The organism is Mucilaginibacter sp. P4_C11 (assembly GCF_056402115.1).
In genome coordinates this window covers 25633-51165 of the sequence record NZ_JBFUIA010000032.1, presented here as the reverse complement: position 1 = coordinate 51165, position 25533 = coordinate 25633, and the positions used below count along the sequence as shown (strand labels likewise).

The following is a 25533-nucleotide window of genomic DNA, read 5'->3' as shown; positions in this document are numbered from 1 at the left end:
CCTCGGGAGGGTAGGGAGGGGTTCTACGCCGTTAAAGTAGCCGATATTTATTTTAACAAAGCTAAATCGAATTCGAGTGGTAATTTGATTTTAGGATTGATCCTAATGATGTCAATAATCGTGCTTTCAATAGTTCTGATCACATTAAGCATATCATTTTTCATTTCAGATTCAGAAAATCGGATAACAGCTATCCCAAAACTTTCCAGCTTTTGCTGTCGCAATTCGTCCTTTTCAAATGCTTCCTCATAATTATGCGACATGCCGTCAATTTCTATAGCAAGCATCAAATCTTTACAATAAAAGTCGACTATGAAATTATCAATACAACGTTGCCTGTAATCAAAGCCCAAGACCTTATTGTCTTTTAATTCATTCCATAGCAGCACTTCGCCAAAAGTCATATCCTTTCTAAGTTTTCGGCCAAGGCTTTTAGTTTTGGATTATAGGGGATGATTCTTGACATGGGTATTACGTTAGTTTGGAAGGACACCTTGCGAAACCCCTCCCTACCTCCCAAGGGAGGGAATCGCACGTAGCCCTTCTTTTTTTCGCAACGTTAAAATGGTATTGTCTTAACTCTTGATTCTTGCCTCTTGATTCTAATTCCCATTCGCCAGTTCAATCAACTTTTTCACCCTTTCAACACCGGTAACATCGGTAGTATATTCATCACCGGGGGCGTCGCTCATCAAAATATGATCGTTATGATATTCCATTTTGCTATGAACGGGTATTCGTGCTGATGAGTGCACCTCGGTTACTTTGGTAAAACGCACCAGGTCGGCAACGTTGGCTTCGTTTACACCGGCGCCAGGCATAATGCTGATGCGGCCGGCAGCCTTTTCTACCAGGTGATTTAAAACGGTAACACCTTCCATCGCTGTGCTTTTACCGCCCGAGGTAAGGATCCTGTCGCAGCCTATTTCAATAATATCTTCCAGCGCCTTATAGTGGTCTTTACACATGTCAAAAGCCCGGTGAAAGGTAACTCCCAGTCCCCATTGTTTGGCAAGGCGCACCATTTCAATACAACGTTCTTTATCTATGGTACCATCGGCATGCAGGATACCGATAACCACTCCATCGCAGCCAACATCAATACAATAACGAATATCGGCCATCATGATATCATATTCCAGGTTGGTATACAAAAAATCACCGGCGCGGGGCCTTATCAATACAAAAAGTTTAATATGCAGTAGCTTACGGGCCATTAGTATTTGCCCGTGCGATGGGGTAGTACCGCCTTCTTTCAGGTTTTCGCAAAGCTCAACACGGGTAGCGCCGCCTTCCTGTGCAGCCACAGCCGATGTAACCGAATTAGCGCAAACTTCGAGAGAAACTTTATTGGTCATTTTGAGATTCGTATTTTCTGGTTCGAGTTTTCTGGTTCGGGGTTCGGGTTGCCGGGTTCGGGATGTATAGTCATCAACCATTGCGGTTTAAGCTCCCGATCCTCGCACCCCGATACCCGAACCGCTATTTATAATAGCTTTTACCTGGTATTAATAAATCCTGTTGTTTGGCATCACACACAGCAAACGAGAAACCGCTTTGGATGGCATAGGCACCATATTCGCCCTTTTTATTGATAGCTAAAAAGCCAACCTGTATTTGTTTGGCTGTTTCGGGTTTCTTTTTGATGATGCGGTGCACGGCTTCTTTACAGGCATCCTCGGGCGATAGGCCCTGGCGCATCAGTTCAACCACCAAAAAGCTGCCTACGTTACGTATCACTTCTTCGCCTACACCGGTTGATGTGGCGCCGCCAACTTCATTATCCACATACAATCCCGCGCCAATGATGGGGCTATCGCCTACACGGCCATGCATTTTAAAAGCCATACCGCTGGTGGTACAACCGCCGGATATATTGCCTTTGGCATCAATAGCCAGCATACCAATGGTATCGTGGTTATATTTACCGCCCGGGCGGTTGCTGCCGTTCTCTATATTCATCACCGGGCTGTATTTGGCGGTTTTAAGCCATTCTTTCCAGGCCGCTTCGGCCTTTGGGGTTAATAGCTTTTCCTTCTTCATACCCTGCTCAACGGCAAATTGGGTAGCACCTTCGCCAACCAGCATTACGTGGGGTGTTCTTTCCATCACCATACGCGCAACAGATATAGGGTGCGCTATATTTTCCATCGCCGCAACAGACCCACAGTTGCCCAGCTCATCCATAATACATGAATCCAGTGTAACGTGGCCATCACGATCGGGCGTTCCGGTACGTCCAACGGTGCCGTTGGTTATGTCCAGTTCTTCGGGTACGCGTGCACCCGCTTCAATTGCATCCAGCGCACGGCCGCCTTTTTCGAGGGTTTTCCAGGCCTCCTTGTTGGCTAAAATTCCAAAATCCCAGGTGGATATCACAATAGGGAAATTAGCTTCGGCTTTTAATGAAACGGTTTTTGCTATAGCTGACTTTGAAAGCGCTGCTAAAGAGGCACCTGCAGCTGATATTTTGATGAACTTACGGCGATTGTACATATCGCTAATATAGCTAAAACATGCAAAAAGTAAAGAGCCTCGCCTAAATCCTCGCCAAAGGAAAGCCTCACCTAAATCCTCTCCAAAGGAGAGGACTTTAAAAGAATAGTTTAGTGTGTTTAAAACCAAGATGTTTTATACATCTCGAATCTGTAAATCAAGAACCCTCTCCTTTGGAGAGGGCAGGGTGAGGCTCTTTACTCAAAATCCTGGTGGCAGTTAAAACAATGCCATGCCTTGCTATTTATAAATGGCAGAATTGAAGTTATAACTGATTCAAACTTGCTACGATCTGTTGGGCCAACATTAGTTGACGCACAAAACGGACATATCACGACATCATTGGTTTCTTCATCCAGTTCTATATGGTCAAGCTCGTGCATATCGCCTTCGGCGGCTAATATGGCGCGGCATCGCTCCAGGTCGCGTTCAAATATTTTAAGTTTAATGCCGCCTACAGCCTGGTTGTACAATGGGTTCGCGGTAAGTGTATTTTCGTCGGCGATAAAACAGGGAATACCATTATCTTCCAGCTTGGTACGCACAATGTGCGCCAGCATAACATCGTAATAGTTTTCAAATGTTATAATTTTGTCGTCCTGTTCAAGAGCCATAAAGGTGATAATTGAAATAATAGTACAAATGTAACCCCTTTTTTGTTTAATTTGGTGTATGAACCGCATCGACCGCATATCTGCCATTTTGATTCAGCTACAATCGCGCCGGGTTGTTAAGGCCGGTGATATTGCCGAACGCTTCAATATTAGCCTGCGCACGGTTTACCGCGATATTAAAACCCTGGAAGAGGCGGGTATCCCCCTGATAGGCGAAGCCGGTGTGGGTTACTCTATTATGGATGGCTACCGCCTGCCGCCTGTAATGTTTACCCGCGAAGAGGCCACCGCCTTCTTAACGGCCGAAAAGTTTGTAGAAAAACTTACCGATGCCAGCACCAACGCGCAATATCAATCGGCCATGTATAAGGTGCGGGCTATTTTAAAAACATCAGAAAAAGATGCGCTTGAAAACCTGGATGGCAGCATTGAGGTAATGAAAAGCCATAGCCAGCGGCGGGCCGCCGGTACTAATGATCACATTCAAACTATACTGGACAGCATTATTCATAAAAAAGTGCTATGTATTGATTACTTTGCCGCCCACAACCAGGAAAATACGCGGCGAGATATAGAGCCTGTTGGCGTGGTTTACCTGGATGCATTCTGGCACCTGATAGCCTATTGCCGCCTGCGCAATGATTACCGCGATTTCAGGATCGACCGTATTCGCAAACTGGTGGTTACTGATAATAGCTATAACAGCAGTAAACACCCAACATTAAAAGCCTACATAGCCCAAACTATTAAAGAAAAAGATTTGCAGATGGTGGTGATCAGGGTTGATAAAGAGATTTACAATTACCTGGAGCACCAGAAATATTACAGTGGCTTTATCTCTGAAAAAAATGTGGGCAATAAAATAGAGATGACTTTTTTGACCGCGTTTATTGAAGGCTTTGCCCGCTGGTATATGATGTTTGGCGACCATGCCGAGATCATTAAACCCGATACCCTGAAAGATAGGGTTGCCGAAATTATTACCGCAATTAGCCAGAAAAATTTGCAGGAGTTAAATTCCTACTGACATACTGCTGTCACCGGTCCGTGTTTTATTTGTGCTGTAATCAAAATCTACAACACATGGAAATTAAAACAATCCTTATTTGGGTACTGCTTTTAGCATACGTGATACCCGGCTACATTTTTGGCTTCCAGAAATTATTGGGTCAAAAAGAAAAAGTGCAACAATTTAAAAGCTGGGGCTACCCGCTGTGGTTGATGCATCTGCTTGGCTTTGTTGAAGTGCTGGGCGGCAGCCTGATGCTTTACGGGCCAACCCGTATTTATGGTATGGCGTTGTTCCCGGTAATTTTGGCCGGTGCCGTTTATACACACATCAAATTTCGCGAGCCAAAAAAAGAGGTAATGACGCCCGTTTATGTTGGGCTGCATTTATTGGTCATATTTTTGTTAACCCTATCAATAGCATAATGTTATGAAATACTGGATAACCGTTGTATCAAAAGATCATATTACCCGCGGCGTGGCCGGCGGGTTTATGCAAGCCAATCATGGCAAACAGGGGCCGCTAACCCGCATGGCAACCGGCGATTGGGTAATCATCTATTCGCCTAAGAAGAGTATGGAAGGCGACGAAAAACTCCAGGCCTTTACAGCCATAGGCCAGGTTGCCGCCGATGAGATATATCAATATAAAATGAGCGAAGATTTCAAACCTTTTCGGCGCGATGTTACTTACTATAAATGTAAGGAAACACCCATAGTACCCCTGGTAGATAAATTGAGTTTTATGCCCAATAAACAATCATGGGGCTACCCCTTCAGGTTTGGTTTTTTTGAATTGCCCGGGCACGATTTTGAGCTGATAAAAAACCACATGTTAACAAACGAACCAACACCAATAAACAATAAATAAAACACTTCATTATGGAAAAGCTGACGTTAAAAACCGAAATTAAATTTAAAGCCCCTGCCGCTAAAGTTTGGCAAGGCCTTACCGACCCGGCAATGGTAAAAGAATACTTTTTTGGTACCAATTTAGAATCGACCTGGAAGGTAGGGGAGCCCATTAAATTCAGCGGCGAATGGGATGGGCATAAATATGAAGACAAGGGAACTATCCTGGAAATTGAGCCAGGCAAATTTGTTACATACAGCTATTGGAGCAGCATGGCCGGTACCGAAGATAAGCCCGAAAACTATGCCAATATCACTTACAGCCTGGACGAAGAAAACGGCGAAACCACTTTAACCATTATCCAGGATAATATAAAAAACCAGGAAGCCAAAGAGCACTCTGAACAAAACTGGCAGGGGATGTTTGAAGGACTGAAAAAGATGATTGAATGATTTTAAATGTGCAGATTTCAGATGTGCAAATGTCAGATATGCAGATGGAGCCAAAGTTTTACAACGAGCAGTGCAGCTAAATAATCTGCACATCTGAAATCTGCATATCTGCACATTAAATAAACTCTATAATAAATTGACTAAAAGTTAATTATAAACCAGTATAACAAATAGTAATGACATCAATAACAGCAAACGTGCATCTTAAAGGCTTCTTTTTGGAAGGTATTTCGGTACGTACAACAAATCAAAATGGACAGTCGGCAAAGGACATTGGCGAGCTATGGGGCCGGTTTATGGACAACAATGTGCTGCTGCAGATTGAAGACAGGATAACAGACGAGATATACTGCGTATACACGGATTATGAAAGAGATTATACCGGCTTTTACACCGCCGTGTTGGGTTGTAAAGTAAGTTCGCTGGATAACATCCCCGAAGGGCTGATAAGCCTTATAGTACCTGCGGCTGACTACGTAAAATACGTTGCCAAAGGCCGCCTGCCCGATTGCGTGGCCGAAGCCTGGCAAAATATATGGAGTAGTGATTTAGATAGGAAATACATTGCCGATTTTGATGTTTGGGGAACCAAAGCCCAAAACCCGGAAGATGCAGAGGTGGATATTTATGTTGGGGTTGTCTGAATCAGAATTTTTCACCTATTATTTGTTTTTAAGAGGTGTTCAAGAAGGCTACGCCGTTTGCAGGATTTAAGAATTTACATAATGTATTTTGAATGAATATTGACTTTTGTCATTTTTAGATTGCTTCAGCGCTTCAAACGGTATAGTTTTCCGATGCTTTTCTATCGCTTTTATAATCCAGAAAATTCTGTAAATCCTTAAATTCTGCAAATTCTGATTCAGACTACCTGTTAAAATTCAGGCGTTTACCGGTCTCACCTTCCACCAGGCTTCCGTTGGCGTACACAATATTGCCCGATACCAGGGTGTAAGCTATCCGTGAGCGGAAGGTAGTGCCTTCAAAAGGGCTCCAGCCACATTTATATAAAATGTTGGCCTTGTTTACGTTCCAGGGGTTATTCAGGTCAACTAAAGCCAGGTCGGCCCAGTAGCCTTCTCGGATAAAGCCGCGCCTGTCAATCTGGAAACAGGTAGCCACATTATGCGCCATTTTTTCGGCTGCTTGTTCAAGTGTAATTTTACCGTGGTGGTAAAGTTCAAGCATGGCCGGCAGCGCGTGTTGCACCAACGGGCCGCCCGAAGGTGCCTGTAAATAAGGCTGTGCTTTTTCTTCGATGGTATGCGGGGCGTGGTCGGTGGCTATCACATCAATACGGCCATCTAAAACAGCCTGCAAAACAGCGTCTCTGTCGCTTTCTTTTTTTACAGCCGGGTTCCACTTAATCAGGTTGCCTTTAGTCTCGTAGTCGGCGTCTGTGAACCATAGGTGGTGTACGCAGGCCTCGGCAGTAATGCGTTTGTCTTTAAGCGGGGTGGTATTGTCAAAAAGGTGCGTTTCAAGCGCGGTTGAAATATGCAGGATATGCAGGCGTGTATTATGCTTTTTGGCCAGCTCCACCGCCAGGGATGATGACAGGTAACAAGCCTCGGCGCTGCGGATCTTCGGATGAAGAGTTATCGGGATATTTTCGCCCAGTAATTGTTTGTAATGGTTAAGGTTGCTTTTAATGGTGGCCTCATCCTCGCAATGTACTGCTATCAGCATAGGCGAATTAGCAAAAAGGTTATCCAAAGTTTGCGGATTATCAACCAACATGTTGCCTGTTGATGAGCCCATGAAAACCTTAATACCACAAACATTGGCCGTATCAGTGCGCAGTACCTGGTCCAGGTTGTCGTTAGATGCGCCCATGAAAAATGAGTAATTAGCCAGTGAATTACGCGATGCAATGTCGTATTTATCCTGCAGCAGCTCCTGGGTTAACGTGTTAGGTACCGTATTGGGCATCTCCATAAATGATGTGATACCCCCTGCTACAGCCGCACGCGATTCAGAATGAATATCTGCCTTGTAGGTAAGCCCTGGCTCACGAAAATGCACCTGGTCGTCAATGCAGCCGGGGAAAAGGTAAAGGCCTTCGGCGTTTATAACTTTATCGGCCTGGGCATCAATTTGCGGGTCTACACGGTCAATCAAACCATCTTTAATCAATACGTCGGCTATCAATTGTTTGTTTTCGTTAACGATGGTTGCTGATTTAATGAGAATGGTAGCCATATAGGATTTCGGATTTGGGATGTTCGAGTTCGGATTTATGTTGGGCAAATTTAGAATTTAGGGGGATATATTCAGGTATCGCCCAAACACTGATTTATATCACCGGTTTTGCAGTTTCCGGCATCTCCGGGAAACTGCCCATGTTTTTATAAATGGCGGTACCATTAGCCTCGCTGTCTTCAATTGCCCAGCTTGCCATGGCGTACATTACCGGCCTTAAACCTTCGCCTGTTGTGCTCAGGCTATAGGTTACGTATGGCGGCACCACTGGCTTTGCTTCCCTGATAACCAGTTTATCGGCTTCCAGCTGCTTCAGGTGCTGGATGAGCATTTTTTCTGTTATGGTAGGTATTGCCTTTTTTAACTCGCTGTAGCGCTTGCTGCCGTTTAGTAGATGAAACACTATAATTGGTTTCCAATAGCCGCCTATACGCTCCATTACATACGTTACCGGGCACTCTTTAAATGCGGCTTGCTTATTTTCCTGTATGGTTGATGTTTCTTTGATCTGGGTCATGTGAATACATACTTTAGGGTAAGTACTTGTATAAAAGTAAGTACAAATATAACTTTGTCCTCAACAAAAACAAAATTATAATCATGAAAATCATCGTAACAGGTTCATTAGGCAATATCAGCAAACCATTGGTAAAACAATTAATTGAGGCAGGCCACCAGGTAACCGTCATCAGCAGCGATAAAAATAAAATTACAGCAATTGAGGCTTTAGGCGCTGCGGCGGCTATTGGCTCATTAGCCGATACCACATTCCTTGCGGATACTTTCACCGGGGCGGATGCAGTTTACGCCATGGTGCCGCCAAACTTCGGTGCCACTAACCTAAGGGAATATATGGGCGACACCGGTAAAAGCTATGCCGAAGCCATCCAAAAATCGGGAGTTAAAAAAGTGGTAGCATTAAGCAGTATTGGCGCGCATTTAAGTGAAGGAACCGGGCCGATAAAAGGCATTCATGACGTTGAAGGCATACTGAGTGGGTTACAGGGAGTACCTGTCAAATTCATTCGGGCGCCTTTCTTTTATGTGAATTTGCTTAATGATATTCCGGCTATTAAGTACCAGGGAATTTTAGGATCAAACTATCCGGCTGATGCCAGGCTGATATTGGTGCATCCGCGGGATATTGCAGATGCTGTTGCCGAAGAACTACAAGCAGATTTTACCGGCAAAAGTGTACGCTACATTGTGAGCGACGAAAGTACAACCGCCCAGGTAGCAACAGCCTTAGGCACAGCCATTGGTAAACCCGAATTGCAGTGGACAGGTTTCAGCGACGAGCAGGCGCTTGAGGGCATGTTGCAACATGGTTTGCCGCCTGAAATGGCCAAAAACTTTGTAGAAATGGGTACAGCTGTACGTAGCGGAATAATCTGGGAAGATTATGATCTCCATAAACCCACCCAATCGGGCAAGGTAAAACTCGAAGATTTTGCCAGGGAATTTGCCGAAGTTTATAACAGCTAATTGAACTCAAAAAAAAGGCCGCCCTCACAAAAATGAGGGCACTGAAAAAGTCCTTTATAATTTAAGGGCGTGTTGTGCAGTCAAAATAGAGGCCCTGAGAATCGTCTGTACGAAAGTACTCTCCACCACCTATCCGAGTACATCAAAGAAAAAGAGTCTGTTTTCAATATTGAAAACAGACTCTTTTGATAAATAGCCACTTTTTCAGTGCCCTCACAAAAATGAGGGCGGTTTTTTTGGCCAGCCTGAAATATTTTTTACGCAGGTATCTGATAACCCTATGCTAAAAAAAGGCGATTATGTAAAATGGCGTGCGCTCTTTTCGAATAACAATTATAAATTTACCTCCTGTATTGAGCAACCTGAACTACTATAAACTGTATCTTCAGCCTATTATCACAATTTATTACCTATGGAGCAAAAAGTCATTCATATTCAATTTAATCGTGCACTTTTTGCAAGCGGGCAAAAGAGCCTTTGGAAATTTGCAATGCGGAAGTCCTTTAAGCAATATATCTATATGTCGGTAGTTGCGGCCGTATTGACGCTGATAGAATTCGCGCCCGACAATAAAAACCAGTTTTCTGTTAGCAAAACAATCGCCTCGGGATTTATTTTTTATATAACTTTAGTGTGGATAGGTTTGATAGAAAGATGGATAAAACTCCATAAGAGAATTAAAACTATTGGCGACCGCTTTGAAAAAGAAGGGATGGATTGCACCTATATTTTTAACGACGATGGCATTTTTTACGAAGACAAAGAAAAATCCATGAAACTAAGTTGGCAGCTTTTTAAACCTTTTGAAGCTTATAACGATAACATATATATTAAACAGAAGGATACGAGTTCTGTGGTATTTCACCTTAGCCGTCAGGAACTTGGCGATAAGGATTATGATGAGGTTTATGCCTTATTGGAAAAGAAAACAGGGTAGAGTTAAGCATAAAAAAAGCACCCAATCAGTTTGGTTGCGCAACTGGCGATCAGGGAAATCGCTTTTGAAAGTTGATCCTGAAGAAAGGTAGCTCCTAAGGAGCAAAAAGGGTTGAACTATTCGTTTTCTACAAACAGGTAGCCTCTACGAGGCAACTTAAAAGTGTATTGTCTTGTAACGGTTAACCATTTGTAGCTGAAAAAGTTTTTTTCCTGAACTGGTGATTATCCAACCCTTATATACCCAAGAAGAAAATTTTATTTCAGGTTTCTCTTACAAACTTCCCAAAAACTTCAATACCAACGCCCTGTCTGACTTCGATAGTTTGGAGAAATATACTTTAGAAGCCTCCGCTTCGCCACCGTGCCACATAATGGCTTCCGTTACGGATCGTGCACGGCCATCATGTAAATAGTAGCCCGGGCTGTTCACTTTTTCGAATAAACCAAGGCCCCAAAGCGAGGCGGTGCGCCATTCCTGTCCGCCGGCCAAAAAGTCGGGGCGGTTATCGGCAAGGCCGGGACCCATATCATGTATAAGTATATCGGTATATGGGTGTATCACCTGGTTTGATACCGGTGCGAAAGCTACATTTACCCCTGTAGTAAGCGTTTGCCTGTGGCAAACAGCACATTTGGCCGCCTTAAATAATGTTTCTCCTTTTTTGCTGTCGGCATCGGTAACGTTACGGCGGGCCGGCACAGCAAGGGTAGCGGCATAAAACCTGACAGCGTTCAGGGTGCTGTCAGGCAATTCAGGGTCGTCCTTCAGTCCATCATCCTGGGGTTGGCCAAAACTGCTTTCAACCGGGAATATCCTGTTGGTAATACCAATATCCTGGTTATATGCTGCTGCAACCTGCGTTAGTATCGATGCGGTATTGGCTTTCCATCCAAACCTGCCCAGCCGGCGCGATTGCGTGGCGACATCCCAAACGTAATTGGGTTTGCCTTTTATGCCATCGCCATCTGCGTCGTTAGGGTCGGCCATGGCAACAATTTCGCTTTCGGGCACAGCTTCCAGCAAGCCCAGGCCAAACATTGGGGGCGCCAGGCGGGGCGAAAGCAGGTAACTGCCGGATATAGCTGTATATAAATTAGTAAGCGTATAAGTGGGCGCCCTTAATTCATAAGTTTCACCATCGGCAAAACTGTAGGTGGTATAAGTGTAGGTAATGTTTATTTTAGCCTCGGGCACCTGCCCAAATACCGCCTTATCCTGTAATTGCAGGCCATAGCCGGGTACCTGAAGGGGGCCGCCATGGGCATCGGCGCCAGGCAGGCTGATACGCACCAGCAGCGACGAACGCGACTCGCCCGCGGTAGGCAAGCCGATACCATCATTATGATGGCATGATATACATGACGTGTTATTAAAAATAGTGCCTAACCCGCTGTTAATGGGTGCAGGCGCGGTAACAAATATTTTGCTGAAAGCTGCGTCGCCAAAGCCATGTACTTTTTGATCATAATCTGACATGCCGGCGAACATGTTACTGAACGCATGCGATGTGATATCAAATACTGTAGTTATCCCGCCCGAAAGGCGCTCGTCATATCCTGTATCAGGAAACTGAGCCGCCTTTTGGCATTGTGATAAAATAAGTACTAATAGTGTTAATACGCCAACTACCTTTAACTTTTTCACTTGTATAATTAGTCTGTRATATTTGCTTCAATGAAAGCGTTTAAGTCAACGCTCAGCGTGGTTTGTAACGTGGCTATCGCATCCTGTGTAGCCTTGACCTGGCCGCGCTGGTTGTATATGGCTTTTTCAAAAGTTTGGGTTATGGTGCCAAATGAAGCCAATACAGCGTTGTATTGTGTTTTGATTTTGGCATCCAGCGAAGCATTTTTTGCTGCCACTAATGTGCTTAGGCTCGCGGTGCCGCTTGCGCCGTTATAAGTACAGGTATACACATTCAGGATACCCTTGATGTTGTTTGTAAAATCGGTAGTGGAGTTATGCGAAAACGATGATTCATCCAGCGTGCTGTCGCGGGCGGCATATGGATCTTCCATTTTACCGGTGCCAACTTCGTTGCAGATATCCGACATTGCACCAACCATCGCCTTAAATAGATCTTTGCGGGTTTTGAATACTGCACTTCCTTTTCCTGCGGTGGTTACAGTTGCCGAGTAGTTGCCGCTTGCAGCGGCCCAGCTGTCGCGTAACTGGGTAGTGGTATTTACCAGGCTTTGTGTTGTAGAGGCCAGGAAGAGTTGTTCGCGGGCAGTAATATCGGTGGCTTTTCTGGTGCCGCCAACGCCGAATATAATATATTCAATAGCGTGAAAGCCTTTGGCCGTGCCATCAAGCTTATCAATATCGGCTACAGCCAATGAGCCCGAACTGGCCAGTAAGCCATCAACATCAAGCTTGTTTAGCGGCCAGCTATCCATTATGGGGTCGTAGTCATTGTCTTCAACCGGGCCAAACAAAAAGCCTTCGCATGCTTCCCATGGCGCGCGGGTGGCTTTCCAGGCATTTTGCGCAGCTAAAAGGTTGGCCGCATTTGGGGTAGCAATTAAAGCCGTAACCGCCGTTTGCAACACCACTGCATTTGCCTGTATCTGTACATAATTGGGGTTTGCAACAACGTTCACAAAATCGTTTATCACCTGGACTTCCACGTCGGTTGTTACCGGAGTGTTTGTTGTATTGCTTTTGCTGCAGGCGCCCAAACCAAGCGCGGTTATGCAAACTAATGCAAGTAAGTTGTTTTTCATAGGTAAGTTAAATTAGATGGATGATTATTTGATCTGATAGTATTTCTGTTTTGTACTTTTTTAACGGCCGCTCGGCAGGGCCGGTAATTACTTTACCTGCACCGTTAAAAGCGCTGCCATGCAAATCGCATTTATAGCCGTTACCGGTAGGCATTAACTGGTTATCTGCATGAGTACATTTTAAAAGTAAAGCGGTATAGCTGCCATCGGCCTCCTTTTTCAGGCCGATATTATAATACTGGTTTTTAGGTTGGATAAGCTGGAAATTGGTTGTGCCGAAAATGGCAACCGGTACGCTTACCGCATTATTGGCTACACCTGTTTTGTAAACAGGTAAAGTGGCACAACCAGATAAAGATCCCGTTATCATACCTGCGCCGACAGCTACACACAATGAGCACGACTGTTTGATGAATTTTCTTCTGTGCATACAAAGCCTCATTTAAAATGAATATCCCACGCCCAGGTTTACTAAAGAGTTGCTGGTTTGATATGGCCGAGCTACCGGGCTTGGGTTTATTACCAATGCCGGGTTTTGCACGCCTGTGTGGGCCAGCCTTACGTCGGCCTTTACAACCACGTTGCGTAGCGGCAGATAAGTAAAGCCCGCAACTACAAAATTCTGGTTAAGCGTTTGGTCGGTTATGCCATTTGGCGGAACCCCCGAATTAAGATTAAGCTTTTCATCGCGTACAAACACAATGAGTTGGGCAGGATTAATTTTGCCGTAGTTTTGACGAAAAAGCAAATCGTAACCAATTTCGGCATAAGCGCCATACATACTTTTGGGTGTATTGCTGGCATAGGCCCGGTTAATCTTGTCTGCATCGGGAATAGAGGCGATAGTGCCCAATATTTTAACCGAAACCCCCTGGTTATTATATTGTATATCGCCCTCGCCCATGGCTACGGGTGTGCCAAATATGCCCGAGTTTAAGCCAAGGCTATCGGCCTCAGTTTTCCGGATGCCCACCGTACCACCGTAGTAGCCCGATAACTGCGCTTTAAAGCTGCCCTGGTAATATTGCAAAGCACCGGTTACGGCAAGATTGGTGCCCGTAGCATTACGCCCCTCAAAACGCCCGTCAACTATGCCAGTTCCGTGCGTGAAGCCAGCAGCGCTCAGTCCGTTCATTATCCCCACCGAGTAATTAACGGGCAGGTTATTTAAACGGCCATAAAATCCTATGCCCAATTCGCGCCAGGTAGCCGGGATAACCAATGTTTCTACATAGTTACGTTCGTTACCATTAAAGGTGGTAGGCAGGTGGTTTTCGTTCAGGATGCCTATGCGCGGCAAAAACAAACCGGCCACGATATATTGATTAGGGTTAAGGCTGAACTTTAAATAGGCTTGCTCAATAGTAATTTCGCCTCCGGGCTCGCCGCCGTTAACTTTGGCGTCCTCCAGTTCAAGTTCAGAGAAAAACGAAATCCTATCGCTAAACTTATGGCCCACAAAAAGTACAAAACGTTCCAGGTCAACTTTGGCGGTCCCATGATTGGAGTTGTACTGATAGAAGGCATTTCCGTAGCCACCTATTGAGGTGTTGGTGAGAATAGAGTTTTTTGCAGTATTGTTATTAAGGGAATCTTCTGCTGTTGAATTATTCGGCTGTTGTGCTAACAATGTGCCCGATATAAATAAAGATATTATGAGTAGAGTACAGTTTTTGCCATGCATCGTCGTTGATTCTTTGATGGCAAAACTATACCTTAATTAGACTTAATCCAAATAAAATTTAAAATGATTCTAAATAAGCATACTGGAACGTAAAAAACCGCTGATCAAACTAATTGAACAGATATATTCAAAAAATAAGAGAATAATAATGTAGCTTATCGGGATTCAATCGCGCCACAAATAAGGGAAAAGTAACAACGCGGTTGTAATTACGATAGCGTTAATGGCAAACAGAACGCCGATATCGCCGTAACTTAAGCTTCGCTCCAATCCATCCATTGCTCTTTTGCTTAGGCGGATAAGGATTAATATCACCGGAATAATTACTGGAAAACTTAAAATAGCCATGAGTGTACCGTTATTGCCGGCTTTTGATGCTATGGCCGATATCATGGTAAATACTGTTGAAAAGCTGATGCTACCCATTAACACCGCTAGCAAATAAAACCATACATCGCCAAGTTTATTGGTGAAGAAAACCTGGTATACCAGCAGGGCCAAAAAGCTGATGAGCGTCATCAGCAAAATATTGTATATGGTTTTTGAAAGTATAATGGCTTGCGGGCTGGCAATGGAGTAGTAATACAGTAACCGGCTTTTACTCTCCTGCATAAAGCTTTTGGCAATAGCGTTTACCGATGCAAACAACATGATGATCCAAAACAACACATTCCATACCAGCGGATAGGCGGTGGTACCGTTTAAACCGGAACTTTGATTGAACGAGATGTAGCAAACAAATACGGTAGATACCACGTACAGCAAAACCCCGTTAAAAGCATATTTTGACCGCCACTCCAGCAAAATCTCTTTTTTTAACAAATGAATGGTTTCCTGAACAAGCTTCATGCGGCAAAGGTAATAATTTGTAATATGGGATTTTAGCCATTTGTTTGATAGCCCCGATTACTTTAATTTTGATTACAATTAACAAACCAATGCCCATAGCTTATTATCGTACCCCCATCGGGATTGTCCGTATTACACAGGATGGTGAATTTATATCAGGCATCTCCATCCGGGATGAGGAATATGAGATAGAGCCGCCAGCTACGCCATTGCTGCAAATAGCTATTGATCAGTTGCAGCAATATTTTGATGGGACCAGGAAAACCTTCGATTTCCCCATTAAGCAACCGGGTACCGATTTTCAGCAGCAGGTTTGGGAATGTTTATTAAATATTGAGTACGGCACCACAACAACTTATCTGCAGCAATCTCAACAAATGAACAACCCTTTGGCCATCAGGGCGATTGCTGCCGCCAACGGAAAAAATCATCTTTGGGTTGTAGTACCTTGCCACCGGGTGATAGGCTCGGATGGGAGTTTAACCGGTTATGCCGGCGGCCTTTGGCGTAAGCAATGGTTGCTGCAACACGAAGCCAATGTTATGGGCGTGGGCCAAACCAGGTTAAACTTTTAATTTATGTGTGCGGGCGCTTAAAAGTTTACTCATTTTTTCGTGCAGCTGAAATGGCTGAAATGGCTTCGACAAAACATCATTCATCCCCGCTGTTAAAGCTTCCTGTTGCTCGTAGCCAAATGAAGCTGCTGATAGTGATATAATAGGTATACTTCGTTTGGGTTCCTCAAAATCAACCCTGATGGTTTTTGCCGTTTCGTAACCATTCAAATCGGGCATATGGGTATCCATCAATATAATGTCATAATGGTTGTTCCTTAGTTTATCAAGCACTTTACGGCCGTTATCAACCATATCCACCTGTACCTGCCAGTCTTTAAGTATTTTAGATAGCATAAACTGGTTTACCATATTATCTTCGGCTACCAACACGCTTACATTTAAAAAGGGGGCAAGTGCTTTATCTGGTCTCGCACTGGCCTTTTCAACCGGTTTGGCCGAAATTGTGTACCAGTTATAAAAACTGAAGGTGCTGCCTTCGCCAATTTTGCTGTTTACCGTAAGTTCGCCGCCTTTTAACTCAACCAATCTTTTTACTATAGCAAGCCCAAGCCCGGTGCCTCCGTATTTACTAACCGTATCCTCATCGGCCTGCTCAAATGATTCAAACACCCGGTTAAGCTTATCTTCAGGAATTCCGATGCCGGTATCTTCAACACTATATTTTACCCTCACCTTATCGGTGTGCCTTTGTATAACCGATACCTTTAATTTTACATAACCCCTTTCGGTAAACTTAATGGCGTTGCTGAGCAGGTTCATCAATATCTGGTTTAAACGCAACGAATCAACCATCATATACGGCGGCAACTCAGGATCTGTTTCCAATAAAAACTCGATGTCTTTTTCGTCGGCCCTAAATTTCAGCAAGTCGAAAACCGATTTGATAATATCGTTTACATTATTTGCCGTACGGATAATGTTAAATTTCCCGGCCTCGATTTTAGAAATATCCAACACATCGTTAATAACCCCAAGTAACGATTTTGACGAGGTTTCCAACAAATCAAGCATTCCTCTTTGCTGCTCATCAACATTAGTTTTTAGCAGCATAGTGGTAATGCCAATAATACCGTTAACGGGTGTCCGTAGTTCATGGCTCATATTGGCCAAAAAAGTTTCCTTAACCTTTTTGGTATATTCCGCCTGATCCTTTGATTTGATGAGTTGTTCCTGGTAGCTTTTTTGGGGCGATATATCGCTGATATTGATAAATATCATTTTATTATGGTAAGATGCACGGCATTCGCCCCATATTACCCGTTTATCAAATCGTTCAAACCTGCCTTCAAATACCGCGAAAGGAAGGTTATCTTTAATAATTTCGCCGAGTTTTTTTCTAAATGCCGGCTGATGCTCTGTAATGGCCAGGTTAACTATGCTCTTGCCCAGTAATTCGGCTGGCTTAAAACCCAAAATATTTTCAACTGCCGGGTTAATATTGTCAATCCGCAGGGTTTGCGCATCAACAGAGCAAATGATATCTGCCGAGTTTTTTACAACTATCGAGTAATTCTGTAATTCCTGGTTTTTGAGTTTGATTTCGGCTTGTGCGCGGGCCAGGTGTACAAATGAATCAACTTTGGCCGATGTTATATACGGATCGAGCGGCTTATACAGGTAATCAACTGCGCCGGTACCCAGGCCTTTAACAGCGTATTTGGTTTCCTTTGATATAGCAGTAACAAAAATTACCATAATATCCCTGGTACGCGGGTTTGATTTAAGCATCTCTACCAATTCAAAGCCATCCATTTCGGGCATTTGCACATCAACCAGTGCTATAGCAATTTGGGTTTCCCAGGCTATTTTGAGCGCTTCATTAGGGGATGTTGTAGAAAATATACGGATGTCATCGCGTTTTAATAAGGCCTCAAGCGCTATTATGTTCTCTTCTCTATCATCAACAATAAGAATATTTACAGGGGTCATGTAATATTGATTAGTGTATGGTGAATTACCTATGTACTTAATAATGTAAAAATTTCGTCTGTATGTAAAATATATTCTGCGGCTCCAATATTAATTGCTGCCGTTGGCATTTCTGTCATTTCCGCATCCTCCGGATGCTGCGCGATGGTTGTAGCGCCGTTATTTCTTAATTTAAGCAATCCTTCCGCGCCATCCTGGTTTGCACCCGATAACAGTATCGCCATGCAACGCTCTTTGTAAATTTCGGCTGCGCTTTCAAAAGTTACATCAATTGATGGCTTTGAAAACCAAACCGATTCCGATACATCAAGTGCAAATGTTCCCTCTTTTTCAATTAAGGTATGGTAATTCGCGGGCGCTATGTAAATAGTATTCTTATTCAGAATATCCTTGTCGGCAATTTCGCGCATTAACATACGGCTGTTTTCTGCAAAGAGTTTTTCAATTTCGCTAAAAAAATTTTTTTTGCGATGAATTACAATAATTACAGTTTTGTTTAGGTTGGGAGCGAGCGTTTTTACTATCTGGAACAATATTTTAAACGAACCAGCAGAGCCGCCGAGTAGCAGTATTTCGGCAGATTTCCAACGTTCGAGCAGGTTTTTATCAGGAGCCAATTTTTTGATAAATATTTTCCTTTGGATTAATCACCTTAAACTTCTTTTTAAAAGTATCTGACCGGATTGTTTCTTTACTCCCCAGGCACAAATAGCCCAATGGGCATAAACTTTTATAAAAAAGTTCCAGGATGTGTTCCTGCAACTCAGTTTCAAAATAAATAAACACGTTACGGCAACTTATAAGCTGAAACTCGTTGAATACACCATCTGAAACCAGGTTGTGTACGGAAAACAACGTATTTTGTTTCAATTCATTGTGTATTGAAGCTGCGTCGTACAAGATAGTAAAATGATCTGAAATGGAACCCTTTAAACCTGTAAATTGATAATTTTCTGCGTAACTTTTTATATTACGCAGGCTATAGATACCGCGGCGGGCTTCTCTAAGTACTTCGGTGTTAATATCGGTGCCGTAAATGAACGATTTATTGCTCAGGCCGGCCTCGCGCATCAGGATAGCCATTGAATATACTTCCTCGCCGGTTGAACAACCTGCCACCCATATTTTAGAATGCTGATAGGTGGAAAGGTAGGGGATAACCTGGCTGTTTAAGCCTTTGTAAAATGATGGGTCGCGAAACATCTCGGTTACGTTCACCGTTATCTCTTCCAAAAACTCCTGAAAAAAGTCCTGATTGTTGACGAGCGCATGCTTAAGATCATAAAAGCTTAGTTTTTTAAGCTGCATAATCCTGGTGATCCTGCGTTTTAATGAAGCTTTGGTATAGCCCGAAAAATCAAACCCATGCACCTTTTTTACAAGGTCAATAAGCGCGGTTATTTGCGGTGCGGATATGATTACATTAGTATCGGTCATAAATTAGCTTTCCAGCCATAATTGCATCAGCGAAATTAACCTGTCCATATCAACCGGTTTGGTAATATAATCATTGGCACCGGCTGCTATGCACTTTTCGCGGTCGTCTTTCATTGCTTTTGCTGTTAATGCTATTACCGGCAATTTGGCCCATTTGTTTTGCTTACGTATGTATCTTGTGGCTTCGTAACCATCCATTTTGGGCATCATAATATCCATCAAAACAATATCAATGTTCGGGATCTCCTCCAGCTTGGCTATGGCTTCCTCGCCATCGTTGGCAATTTCCACAATAAGGTCATAGCTTTGCAGGGCGCTGCTCAGGGCAAAAATATTGCGCATATCATCATCAACAATAAGCACCTTTTTACCTTTAATGGCATCCTTGCCTTTAGCCGGCAATTTTGGTTTTGATATTTGCGCCGTTTGGCCGCTGGCCGATGATTCGCTAATTTTATTCAGGAACAGGTTAACCTCGTCAATTAGTCTATCGGCCGATTTATTGGTTTTAACCACCATGGCGTTTGCATATTGCATAAGCCTGTTTACCGATGTTTTATCCAACTCCATGGCTGTGTTAACAATTACAGGTAGTGAAATAAAGCGGTCAACTTCCTTGATCTTGTCTAACAGATCAAGGCCCGAAATATCTGGCAGGTTTAAATCAAGTATTACGCATTGGTACTCATTTTCGTGCAGCATTCTGAATGCCGATGCGCCATCAAAAGCCTGGTCTACCGTAATGCCCTGGCCCTGCATCATATCTTTTAAAGCCTGGCTTTGGGCCTTGTGGTCTTCAACCAGCAGTATTTGCTTAAACCGGGTGCCGCTTTGCAGCATGATATCTGCAAATAGTTTATCCAATGTTTCGGTATTAATAGGCTTTTTAAGGAAACTGATGGCACCTTCTTTGTGCACACGATTAGCCGCCGCTTCGCCTGCCGACATCAGGTGTACCGGGATATGTATCGTAGCTTCATCAGCCTTCAACTCTTTTAATATCTGCCAGCCATCCTTGCCTGGCAGCATAATGTCAAGTATAACAGCATCGGGTTTTGCCTCCTTTATGGTTTCAACGGCGCGTGTGCCTTCATAAACTATAATAGATTTATAGCCATGATCACGGGCATAATCCTGCAGTATGCCGGCAAAATTTTTATCATCTTCTACAATTACCACTAATGGCTCGTGGTTATCTTCACGGGTTATGGCTTTAGCAGGCTTCAGGAAGTTACTTTCGGCCTTGAAAGTTTGGGCTGTTGGTAAAACCTCGTCATTCACAACCGGTACTATTTTGGCCTCAAGGGGAATCGTCAATATAAATTCGCTGCCTATTCCCGGCTCACTGGTCATGCTTATGCTGCCGCCCAATAATATGGCCAGTTCGCGGCTAATGGATAATCCCAATCCTGTGCCGCCATATTTGCGGCTTGTTGAACCATCGGCCTGCTGAAAGGCTTCAAATATAATCCGTTGTTTTTCGGCCGGGATACCTATGCCTGAATCTTTGATAGCAAAGTTGACGGTGTTTTCTTTAAGCCCCGGTTTTACATTGATGGAAATTGAGCCATTCTCTGGCGTAAACTTGAACGCGTTTGAGAGCAGGTTTTTTATCACCTGCTCAACTCTTACCTTATCGGTAAATACGGTTAAAGGCACATTCCCGGCAATGCTGGTGCTATATTTTATTTTTTTGTTGCCCGCTACTTCGTTAAACAACATTTCCATATCGTCAACAATTTCGGATATCCTGATATCCTCATTTTGCATATCCAGCTTGCCCGATTCTATTTTGGATAAGTCCAGTATGTCGTTTATCAGTGTAAGTAAATCGTTACCTGCATTGAAAATTACGCTGGCGTATTTAATCTGATCTTCAGACAGGTTGGCCGGTTTATTGTCTTTCAGTATGCGCGCCAACACCAGGATACTGTTAAGCGGCGTGCGCAGTTCGTGGCTCATGTTTGCCAAAAACTCCGATTTGTATTTGCCCGTAGTTTCCAACTCATCAACTTTAAGGTTAATGGCTGCACGTGCTTCTTCAATGGCCTGGTTTTTTTCTTCCAGCAGGCTTGCTTTTTCTTCAAGCTCGGCGTTAATAGTACGTAATTCTTCCTGCTGTACCCGCAATTCTTCTTCTGATGCCTGCAACATTTCTGTTTTATTTACCAATTCTTCATTGGTAACGCGCATTTCTTCTTGCTGCGCTTCCAGTTCTTCGGCTTGTTGCTGGGTTTCTTCAAACAGGTCGTGCATGATGGTGCGGGCCTGGGCGGTATTTACCGCAATGCCAATATCATTGGCTATGGCTAAAATATAACCACGGTCTTTTTCTGCCAATTCGCCGGCAAAGGCCACTTCCATTACGCCTTTTAGCTTTTTGTCAAAAAAGAACGGAATGATAAATGTTTGGGTTAGTAATTCTTTAACTACCGATGAAGACAGCTCCAAGCTATCATTCAACTTGCCTTTTACCACAGCTGCTTTTTCATCGGCAGCCACCTGGCCAAGCCAGCCTTCAGTTAGCTGTACCCGTTTCTTTATTAAATTTGGATTATGGAATGCGTAGGATGCATATAATTCAAGGAGATGCTCCTTATCGTTATATAAATAAAATGTACCTGCGGCTGCTTTGGTATAAGAGCAAACTTCGGCCAATATATTTTGTGATAGCTCTTTTTCGCTTTGCTGCCCCTGCATTTTTTCGTTAAGGGTGCCGGTACCGGTAAGCAGCCAGTTTTTGGCTTCATTTTCGGCAAGTACTACACCCAATTCGGCGTTGGCAACCTTAATTTCTTCTTCTATTTTTTTCTGCTGATCAAATGCTGTTTGAATGTATCTGAACAAAAACAGGATGATAAACAGGAATATTAACGATCCGCAGGCTATCACAGTGACGGCCATTTTTGATGCTTTTGCCGAACTTTGTTTGCGAATGCTAAGAAGTCGGTTTTCGTTTTCTATTACCCTGTTTACAAGCCCGCGTATGTTATCCATGTTTTGTTTGCCATTCAAAAACATGTTATTGGCAACCATAAATTCAAGCCCTTTGCTATCACGGGTATCGATATTCTCTTTAAGTATATTTAGCTGGGTAGTTACAAGGGATGTTAGTGTGTCCAGCCGTTTTAATTGAACCGCATTGTCTTTGGTGAGATTTTTTAGCGTACTAAGGTCCTCGTTGATACGTGGTATTGCATCATGATACGGTTCAAGAAATACTTTTTTATCTGTAGCTCCAAAACCGCGCATGCCGGTTTCTGCATCTATCATATGCTGCAATAAACCGGTAGACGATTTGATAACATTTTGGGTATGCTCAACCCAGGTGTTATCTTCTTCTAACTGGCTGATGCTGTTATAGGATAGTATACCAACCAGTAAAACCAGGATGATTGATGCAGCAAAGCCAGTTAATACCTGCTGACGAAAGGTAAGTTTCAACATTGATAGGGATAATTAAACAAATACAAATATGTTCAAAAAAAAGCTGTTTACGTAAAGTGAACAGCTAATAAACATATAAGGAATATTTTGATTAATTTATACTGTTTCTGCGGATTTAACAAAGCCTTTAGGCTTGCCGTTAATTGCACCCGCAAGCGCCAGAACCGGGCCCGCAAACAATACGAACCAACCCCACTTAAATTTAATTTGCCTGGTTAAAAGTGAATCGAACTTGCGGAAAGGGATAAAACTAAAAGTGGTTTCTACCTTTACAATGGCAGCAATAAACAGCACCGCAACCAATATGACCGACGCCCAGGCACAGGCCCGCGTAATTTTATACTGGTTTAAAAACGATGAAATAACACCGATAACAGCCACCAGCACAAGTACTATACCGTACGGCTGGTTAAGCTGATAAACATTCCAGTTAAACAAATGGAACGGACGTAACAACGGGCAGTATGTACCGGCAAAAAGCAATACAAAGCCCACAAATGATGAAATTGAACTAAGGCGCATAAGGGAGTATCAAGTAGTAAGTATCAAGTAGCAAGACAGCTGCAGTTATTTAGTATCAAGTCGCAAGTATCAAGTAGCAAGACAGCTGCAAGTAAAAATAGTATCCTCACTCAAATTACCCAATCAAAAATCTTGATACTTGATACTTACTACTTGATACTAAAAGGCTATTGTTTAATTTCCATTTTATCGGCAAAGTGGGCGCAGTAATCGCGCAGGTCTTCAACAATATTTTTTTCGCCGGTGGCGCGTAAAAAGCTGTCGCCCATGGTTTGCAGGGTTTCGTAAAAGAAGCGTTTCATCTCGTCAACGGGCATATCTTTGGTCCACAGGTCAATGCGCAGGGTGTTTTTGTAGCTTTGGTCCCACAGGGCCAACATGAACGATTTTACGGGCAATGCCTCTTTTGATTGCGAATCGGTTGATTCCCACATGATATTTTCGGGCACGTTATTATCGTCCAGCGTAACGGTGAGCTTTATTTCGGCAGTTTTCATTTTCTGTTTTATTGAAGTCGCAAAAGTAGGTTATTTTACAGCGACGGGATTATAATGAGTTTGTAATTTTTGAGGGAACATTATGCTTATCTACCATGTAAATTATGGAAACAGGAGGGCGCATTTATTTAACCAGGAAAAAGATTACAGCTATCAGGGCTATTACGCACAACTCAATAATCCACAGTTTTTTAAGCTCGGCAAAAAAGTTGCGGAACATCAGATCCATAAAAAACACCACCGCGGCAAATAACAGGAATATCCAACCAATGGTACCGCTCCAGTTTTCTAAAGGGCGACCGGCAATGGCGGCTCCATTTATCCAGATATAAACAGCTACGACCAAAAAAAATGTGGTGGCAAAATTTAACGGGGTAATGCGCAATTTCATGTAATTGACTATCTGTTTGAAGTTTTTAAAATCGRTTAACGTTTTTTTCGGGACGATGATGACCTGGTTTTTCCGCCGGCTGCTTTATAGGCTTTGCCATATTTTACTTTGTTCTTGGCCTCGTCGAACTTTTTATGCTGATTGAGGGTTTTCTTTTCGTGGAAAGCGCCTTTAAAATCGGGGTCGTCTTTACGCTTTTGCATATCAATTTCCTTCGCAATTTCCTGGCGCTCATCGTAGCCGGTTTCCTCAATAAAAACATCATCCGGAATGGCCGAAACCGGGATGGTTTGTTTAATGAGTTTTTCTATCTTCTTAAGGTAATACTCCTCTGCCGGCCCACAAAAAGTAATGGCCTCGCCCGATTGCAGGGCCCGGCCCGTGCGGCCTATCCGGTGTACATAATCTTCTATTACAACAGGTACATCAAAATTAATAACATGGCTTACATCACTAACATCGATACCGCGCGATGCTACATCGGTTGCTACCAGTATTTTAACCTCGTCGTTTTTAAACGAGTTGATAGAGTTGATACGGGTGTTTTGCCCTTTATTGGCATGTAATACCTTAACTCCCCCTTCGCCAAATTTGCGCAGCAGGAATTTGTAAACATCATCGGCAACAACACGGGTTTTGCAAAATATCATCAGCTTGGTAATCTCCCCTTCGGCCTCCAATAGTTTTTTTAACAGGTGAATTTTGGTTTTAACATTGGGTACATAATACAGCTGTTGGTTAACCGTTTGCGCCGGTGTTGCCTGTGGGGTAACTTCAATAATGGTTGGATACTCCAGGAAATTATTGGATAACTCATGAATTTTATCGCTCATAGTGGCCGAAAAAAGCAGGTTTTGCCTTTTTACAGGTACCACTTCAAGCAAGCGGTTAATCTGGGGCATAAAGCCCATATCCATCATTTTATCGGCCTCGTCAAGCACCAGTACCTGCAGGGTTTTGGTAACTATATGGCCTGCCAGGTATAAATCCATAAAGCGGCCGGGAGTGGCTACAATGATATCTACACCTTTATTAAGGTTTTCTATTTGTGTTTTTGGGCCCAGGCCACCGTATAGTACTACAACCCTAAGGTCGGTGTTGGAGGCAAAGGTTTTAACGTTTTCCTCAATCTGCATAGCCAGTTCGCGCGTTGGCGAAATAATGAGCGCGCGCGGGGCCTCGCCCTGGGCATATTTAAGCTTCATGATTATGGGCAAAACATAAGCGGCCGTTTTACCGGTACCCGTTTGCGCTATGCCCATTACATCCTGCCCGTTCATGATAGGAGGGATGGCTTTTTGCTGTATAGGCGTAGCTTCGGTATAACCGGCATCGGCAATGGCATTTAAAATTTGCCGGTTAAAATTAAATTCTTCAAAAGATACACCCATGCCGCAAAGATAGGCTTTTTGTTGATTAGGGC

The 25533-nt window shown here is 43.4% G+C and carries 27 protein-coding genes; 8 read left to right on the top strand and 19 right to left on the bottom strand.

Translation table 11 applies throughout. From position 1 onward, the window contains the following. Positions 1-47: 47 nt before the first annotated feature. The 4 genes from AC1DU2_RS24365 to AC1DU2_RS24350 all read right to left on the bottom strand — a co-directional run bounded on the left by AC1DU2_RS24365 (position 48) and on the right by AC1DU2_RS24350 (position 3110). Positions 48-404 (bottom strand): endonuclease domain-containing protein, encoded by a 357-nt coding sequence (locus AC1DU2_RS24365; RefSeq protein ID WP_477387582.1) that lies wholly within the window; start codon positions 402-404, stop codon positions 48-50. A gap of 198 nt (positions 405-602) precedes the next feature. Continuing rightward, positions 603-1358, bottom strand: coding sequence for a copper homeostasis protein CutC (locus AC1DU2_RS24360; RefSeq protein ID WP_477387580.1), 756 nt, complete (start codon positions 1356-1358; stop codon positions 603-605). A 124-nt stretch (positions 1359-1482) separates the two neighbouring features. Then, positions 1483-2496 carry a glycosylasparaginase gene (locus AC1DU2_RS24355; RefSeq protein ID WP_477362727.1) on the bottom strand — a complete coding sequence of 338 codons (1014 nt, stop codon included), beginning with the start codon at positions 2494-2496 and terminating at the stop codon, positions 1483-1485. A gap of 197 nt (positions 2497-2693) precedes the next feature. Continuing rightward, positions 2694-3110 (bottom strand): putative signal transducing protein, encoded by a 417-nt coding sequence (locus AC1DU2_RS24350; RefSeq protein ID WP_477362725.1) that lies wholly within the window; start codon positions 3108-3110, stop codon positions 2694-2696. 58 nt (positions 3111-3168) lie between these two features. Between AC1DU2_RS24350 and AC1DU2_RS24345 the strand changes: the two genes are divergently transcribed. The 5 genes from AC1DU2_RS24345 (at position 3169) to AC1DU2_RS24325 (ending at position 6067) form a co-directional block, all read left to right on the top strand. Continuing rightward, the gene (locus tag AC1DU2_RS24345) at positions 3169-4137 is read left to right on the top strand and encodes a helix-turn-helix transcriptional regulator (RefSeq protein WP_477362723.1); all 969 of its coding nucleotides are present in this window, start codon (positions 3169-3171) and stop codon (positions 4135-4137) included. A gap of 56 nt (positions 4138-4193) precedes the next feature. Next, positions 4194-4544, top strand: a complete 351-nt coding sequence (locus AC1DU2_RS24340) for a DoxX family protein (RefSeq protein ID WP_477362721.1) — start codon at positions 4194-4196, stop codon at positions 4542-4544. Positions 4545-4548: 4 nt separating this feature from the next. Then, the gene (locus tag AC1DU2_RS24335; RefSeq protein ID WP_477387578.1) at positions 4549-4989 is read left to right on the top strand and encodes an EVE domain-containing protein; all 441 of its coding nucleotides are present in this window, start codon (positions 4549-4551) and stop codon (positions 4987-4989) included. An 11-nt stretch (positions 4990-5000) separates the two neighbouring features. Further along, entirely contained in the window at positions 5001-5423 is a 423-nt protein-coding gene (locus AC1DU2_RS24330) for an SRPBCC family protein (protein WP_477387576.1), read from the top strand. 176 nt (positions 5424-5599) lie between these two features. After that, positions 5600-6067, top strand: coding sequence for a GyrI-like domain-containing protein (locus AC1DU2_RS24325; protein ID WP_477362715.1), 468 nt, complete (start codon positions 5600-5602; stop codon positions 6065-6067). Positions 6068-6290: 223 nt separating this feature from the next. Here AC1DU2_RS24325 and AC1DU2_RS24320 read toward each other — a convergent pair whose 3' ends face one another. Next, entirely contained in the window at positions 6291-7625 is a 1335-nt protein-coding gene (locus AC1DU2_RS24320; protein WP_477387574.1) for a dihydroorotase, read from the bottom strand. Between the two features lie 94 nt (positions 7626-7719). Next, positions 7720-8142, bottom strand: coding sequence for a winged helix-turn-helix transcriptional regulator (locus tag AC1DU2_RS24315; protein WP_477362711.1), 423 nt, complete (start codon positions 8140-8142; stop codon positions 7720-7722). A gap of 83 nt (positions 8143-8225) precedes the next feature. Here AC1DU2_RS24315 and AC1DU2_RS24310 point away from each other — a divergent pair, with 83 nt between their 5' ends. Beyond that, positions 8226-9110 carry an NAD(P)H-binding protein gene (locus tag AC1DU2_RS24310; RefSeq protein WP_477387572.1) on the top strand — a complete coding sequence of 295 codons (885 nt, stop codon included), beginning with the start codon at positions 8226-8228 and terminating at the stop codon, positions 9108-9110. Positions 9111-9630: 520 nt separating this feature from the next. Next, positions 9631-10047: a hypothetical protein gene (locus tag AC1DU2_RS24305; RefSeq protein WP_477362707.1), complete on the top strand. Its 417-nt coding sequence runs from the start codon at positions 9631-9633 to the stop codon at positions 10045-10047. A gap of 273 nt (positions 10048-10320) precedes the next feature. Here AC1DU2_RS24305 and AC1DU2_RS24300 read toward each other — a convergent pair whose 3' ends face one another. The 5 genes from AC1DU2_RS24300 to AC1DU2_RS24280 form a co-directional block, all read right to left on the bottom strand. Further along, complete coding sequence (locus AC1DU2_RS24300; RefSeq protein ID WP_477387570.1) at positions 10321-11694, bottom strand: di-heme oxidoreductase family protein; 1374 nt, start codon at positions 11692-11694, stop codon at positions 10321-10323. An 8-nt stretch (positions 11695-11702) separates the two neighbouring features. Further along, positions 11703-12776 (bottom strand): imelysin family protein, encoded by a 1074-nt coding sequence (locus AC1DU2_RS24295; RefSeq protein WP_477387568.1) that lies wholly within the window; start codon positions 12774-12776, stop codon positions 11703-11705. Between the two features lie 7 nt (positions 12777-12783). Continuing rightward, positions 12784-13206 (bottom strand): QcrA and Rieske domain-containing protein, encoded by a 423-nt coding sequence (locus tag AC1DU2_RS24290; protein ID WP_477362701.1) that lies wholly within the window; start codon positions 13204-13206, stop codon positions 12784-12786. A gap of 12 nt (positions 13207-13218) precedes the next feature. Then, positions 13219-14406: a hypothetical protein gene (locus tag AC1DU2_RS24285; RefSeq protein WP_477362699.1), complete on the bottom strand. Its 1188-nt coding sequence runs from the start codon at positions 14404-14406 to the stop codon at positions 13219-13221. Positions 14407-14625: 219 nt separating this feature from the next. After that, complete coding sequence (locus tag AC1DU2_RS24280; RefSeq protein ID WP_477362697.1) at positions 14626-15309, bottom strand: heme exporter protein CcmB; 684 nt, start codon at positions 15307-15309, stop codon at positions 14626-14628. 89 nt (positions 15310-15398) lie between these two features. Here AC1DU2_RS24280 and AC1DU2_RS24275 point away from each other — a divergent pair, with 89 nt between their 5' ends. Continuing rightward, entirely contained in the window at positions 15399-15884 is a 486-nt protein-coding gene (locus AC1DU2_RS24275; RefSeq protein WP_477387566.1) for a methylated-DNA--[protein]-cysteine S-methyltransferase, read from the top strand. Here the strand turns inward: AC1DU2_RS24275 and AC1DU2_RS24270 are convergent. The 8 genes from AC1DU2_RS24270 to AC1DU2_RS24235 all read right to left on the bottom strand — a co-directional run bounded on the left by AC1DU2_RS24270 (position 15873) and on the right by AC1DU2_RS24235 (position 25501). Next, positions 15873-17816 (bottom strand): hybrid sensor histidine kinase/response regulator, encoded by a 1944-nt coding sequence (locus tag AC1DU2_RS24270; protein ID WP_477387564.1) that lies wholly within the window; start codon positions 17814-17816, stop codon positions 15873-15875. The genes AC1DU2_RS24275 and AC1DU2_RS24270 overlap by 12 nt on opposite strands. A 29-nt stretch (positions 17817-17845) precedes the next feature. Then, positions 17846-18433, bottom strand: coding sequence for a chemotaxis protein CheB (locus AC1DU2_RS24265; protein WP_477362691.1), 588 nt, complete (start codon positions 18431-18433; stop codon positions 17846-17848). Beyond that, complete coding sequence (locus AC1DU2_RS24260) at positions 18423-19253, bottom strand: CheR family methyltransferase (protein ID WP_477387562.1); 831 nt, start codon at positions 19251-19253, stop codon at positions 18423-18425. The genes AC1DU2_RS24265 and AC1DU2_RS24260 overlap by 11 nt, the downstream gene beginning before the upstream one ends. A 3-nt stretch (positions 19254-19256) precedes the next feature. Then, the gene (locus AC1DU2_RS24255) at positions 19257-22700 is read right to left on the bottom strand and encodes a response regulator (protein WP_477387560.1); all 3444 of its coding nucleotides are present in this window, start codon (positions 22698-22700) and stop codon (positions 19257-19259) included. 96 nt (positions 22701-22796) lie between these two features. Continuing rightward, entirely contained in the window at positions 22797-23222 is a 426-nt protein-coding gene (locus AC1DU2_RS24250) for a hypothetical protein (protein ID WP_477387558.1), read from the bottom strand. Between the two features lie 167 nt (positions 23223-23389). Beyond that, positions 23390-23719, bottom strand: coding sequence for a gliding motility protein GldC (gldC, locus tag AC1DU2_RS24245; RefSeq protein WP_090653031.1), 330 nt, complete (start codon positions 23717-23719; stop codon positions 23390-23392). A gap of 124 nt (positions 23720-23843) precedes the next feature. Then, positions 23844-24110: a hypothetical protein gene (locus tag AC1DU2_RS24240; RefSeq protein ID WP_090653032.1), complete on the bottom strand. Its 267-nt coding sequence runs from the start codon at positions 24108-24110 to the stop codon at positions 23844-23846. Positions 24111-24145: 35 nt separating this feature from the next. Beyond that, complete coding sequence (locus tag AC1DU2_RS24235; RefSeq protein WP_477387556.1) at positions 24146-25501, bottom strand: DEAD/DEAH box helicase; 1356 nt, start codon at positions 25499-25501, stop codon at positions 24146-24148. Positions 25502-25533 lie beyond the last annotated feature (32 nt).